The 2931-nt window shown below is 62.3% G+C and carries 5 protein-coding genes; 4 read left to right on the top strand and 1 reads right to left on the bottom strand.

All coding sequences use genetic code 11. The annotated features are described in order from the left end of the window. On the bottom strand, positions 1–205 hold a 205-nt coding region (locus NKH63_RS31205), incomplete at its 3' end, for a LysR family transcriptional regulator (RefSeq protein WP_352920500.1). 122 nt (positions 206–327) lie between these two features. On the opposite strand from NKH63_RS31205, the gene NKH63_RS31200 reads away from it, so the two are divergent. The 4 genes from NKH63_RS31200 to NKH63_RS31185 all read left to right on the top strand — a co-directional run. Next, positions 328–795, top strand: coding sequence for an ATP-binding cassette domain-containing protein (locus NKH63_RS31200; protein WP_352457358.1), 468 nt, complete (start codon positions 328–330; stop codon positions 793–795). Continuing rightward, a complete protein-coding gene (locus tag NKH63_RS31195) occupies positions 795–1571 on the top strand; it encodes an amidohydrolase family protein (protein ID WP_352911296.1) in 777 nt (258 codons plus the stop codon). Before NKH63_RS31200 ends, NKH63_RS31195 begins: the two co-directional genes overlap by 1 nt. 35 nt (positions 1572–1606) lie before the next feature. Next, positions 1607–2359 (top strand): SDR family NAD(P)-dependent oxidoreductase, encoded by a 753-nt coding sequence (locus NKH63_RS31190; protein WP_352453729.1) that lies wholly within the window; start codon positions 1607–1609, stop codon positions 2357–2359. A gap of 19 nt (positions 2360–2378) precedes the next feature. Next, positions 2379–2931: transketolase (locus NKH63_RS31185; protein ID WP_352920511.1), on the top strand; the 553-nt coding region annotated here is incomplete at its 3' end.

The raw sequence follows: 2931 nt of genomic DNA, 5'->3' as shown, positions 1-2931 counted from the left end.
ATTCGAAAGCCTGGGTCGTGGTCTGGAAGAGCCGCTCACCGTCGATCGTGAGCGAGAGATGGCGCTTTTCGCGCTGAAAAAGCCGCACCCCGAGTTGGTGTTCGAGCAGCCGCAGCTGCTGGCTAACCGCCGAAGGTGTCACCTGCAATTCCTGAGCGGCCTTTGCCACGCCGCCGAGCCGCGCGACTGCCTCGAAATGCGTCATCGAATTGAACTTGATGTCTGACCTCGTCCTCGTCAGTTAAGCTCAGCTACACAGAATGTTAAGAAACGAAAATTGAGCCGAATGTCAATCGGTCGCACAGTGGTCCCGGAAGGAGATACAGGATGGAGCCGAGTTCAACCCAAAGCTTGGGTAGCGCCGGCAACGTGCCGGGAGTTGGACAGGTATTGACCAGGAAGCCCCTGATCGAAGCTGCCAATATCGAGAAGAGTTATGACGCAACCCGTGTCCTGCGGGGTGTGAGTTTTCAGGTCCGGGCCGACGAAATCCACGCGCTCCTGGGCGGCAACGGCGCCGGCAAAAGCACTCTCATCCGCATCGTCACAGGGCTGACCTCACGCGAAGCCGGCGAGATTGGCTTCGCCTCGTCGAAGGCCGACCACAACAGCCCGATCATCGCGGTGGTGCATCAGGAGCTGGCGCTGTTGCCCGAGCTGTCCGGTCGCGGAAAACATCGGCATTGTGCATGCGAGGTCGGGCTGGTGGCAGATCAGCCGTCGCCGCACGCGCGAAACTGCGCTCGGAGCGCTCCAGCTGATCGACCCAGCGATCGGCGAAGCGATCATCGATAATGCCGGCACGCAAATTGTCCCTCCACGAAGGCCAGATCGTCCAGATCGCTCGTGCCCTTTCCACCGCAGCCGAAGTGCTGCTTCTCGATCCCGGCGATCCGGTTGGGGAAACGCGCTGGCTGCAGGAGATCGCCAACAAGCGAGGCTTTCCGCATGGCATCGTCGGCTATGCCGACCTGTCCCAACCCGACGTCGGCGACCTCCTCGACCGCCACATGGAATATCCGAACTTCCGCGGCATGCGGCAGCCGATGAATTATCATCCCGACCCCGCCAATACCTATCTGGCGCGGCCGGAGGTCAGTCGTACGCCCGAATGGCGGCGCGGCTTCCGGGAGCTGGCGAAGCGCGGGCTGAGCTTCGACCCGCAGCTCTACTATCCGCAGATGAGCGAGTTCCTCGAACTGGCGCGCGACTTTCCCGACGTGCAGATCATTCTCAATCACACCGGCATGCAGGTCGACGGCGCCGAGCATTTTGGCGCCTGGAAAAAAGGCATGCACCAGTTAGCGCAAGCGCCGAACGTCGCCTGGATCTCGGGCCTCGGCATGGGCGACTGGACTTGGACCACGTTCTCGATCCGTCCTTATGTCGAGGAGGCGATCGCAGCCTTCGGCGTCGGCCGCTCGATGTTCGCGACGAACTTCCCCGTCGACAAGCTGTTCTCGAGCTTCGACGCCATTTTGAACGCCTTCAAGGAAATTACGATCGCCCACCCGCACGAGGAGCGGCTCGCGCTGTTCCATGACAACGCCGCCCGGTTCTACCGACTTTAGATCACCGGCAAACAGAAATAGCAGGAGAGTTCGACTTGTTGCTGAAGGGCAAGGCCGTGGTGATTTCGGGGGCCGCGGGCCCCCGGGGAATTGGCCGCTCCACGGCAGCGCTGATGGTACAGCACGGGGCTCGCGTTGCAATACTCGACCTGGATGACGGGCAAGCGCGTGACGCCGCTGCGTCGCTTGGACCCGACCATATCGGCCTTGCGTGCAACGTCGCGGACCTCGACGCCTGCAAGAGGGCGGCGGCGCAAGTGACAGAAACCTTGGGCAGGATCGATGTGCTCTGCAACAATGCGGGCGTCACGCAGCCGGTCAAGACGCTGGAGATCAGCGCGGCTGACTGGGACCGCATCCTCGATGTCAACCTACGCGGCGTGCTCCATCTCAGCCAGGCATTCATCCCGAACATGCGCGAAAATGGCGGCGGCTCGATCATCTGCATGTCGTCAGTTTCGGCCCAGCGCGGCGGCGGCATCTTCGGTGGCCCGCACTATTCGGCTGCCAAGGCGGGTGTTCTGGGGCTTGCCAAGGCCATGGCGCGCGAATTCGGTCCCGAAGGCATCCGCGTCAACTGCATCACACCGGGCCTGATCCAGACCGACATCACCGGCGGCAAACTGACCAACGCCATGCGCGCCGACATCATCAAGGGAATCCCGCTCAGCCGGCTGGGCGAGGCGCGCGACGTAGCCGGCGCCTATCTCTTCCTGGCTTCCGATCTGGCCAGCTACATCACCGGCGCCGTGATCGATGTCAACGGTGGGATGCTAATCCATGGCTGAGTGGACAACGGAGCTTGAGATGCCTCGCGCTGGCAGCAATGTCAGCCTGGCCGAACGAGCCTATCGTATCCGCCGACACGCCGTGCGGATGGGTCAAGTCCAGGGCCAAGGTTATGTCGGACAGGCGCTGGGTGTCGCCGACGTGCTTGCCGTCGCCTATTTCCATGCGCTTCGTTACCGGCCGGAGGACACGTTGTGGGAGGGACGCGACCGCTTCCTGCTGTCGATCGGACACTATGCGATCGCGCTCTACGCGGCTCTGATCGAAGCGGGCGTGCTGCCGGAGGAAGAGCTCGAAACCTATGGCAGCGATGAAAGCCGTATGCCGATGTCCGGCATGGCGCCATACACGCCCGGCATGGAGATCACCGGCGGCTCGCTCGGTCACGGCCTTGGCATTGCCGTTGGCATGTGCATGGGGCTGACGCGCAAGCGAAGCGACAGTTTCGTCTACAATCTTTTGTCCGACGGCGAGCTCGGTGAGGGCTCGACCTGGGAAGCCGCGATGTCGGCCGCCCACCACAAGCTCGACAATCTCATTGCCATTGTCGACTTCAACAATCAGCAGGCCG

Source organism: Mesorhizobium sp. M0960 (assembly GCF_040319055.1).
Classification (GTDB): domain Bacteria; phylum Pseudomonadota; class Alphaproteobacteria; order Rhizobiales; family Rhizobiaceae; genus Mesorhizobium.
This window is presented reverse-complemented; position numbering and strand designations above follow the sequence as displayed.

Coding starts and splice junctions, on each gene's coding strand:
- NKH63_RS31200 (WP_352457358.1), top strand. CDS start 328: ATGGAGCCGAGTTCAACCCAAAGCTTGGGTAGCGCCGGCAACGTGCCG.
- NKH63_RS31195 (WP_352911296.1), top strand. CDS start 795: ATGCCGGCACGCAAATTGTCCCTCCACGAAGGCCAGATCGTCCAGATC.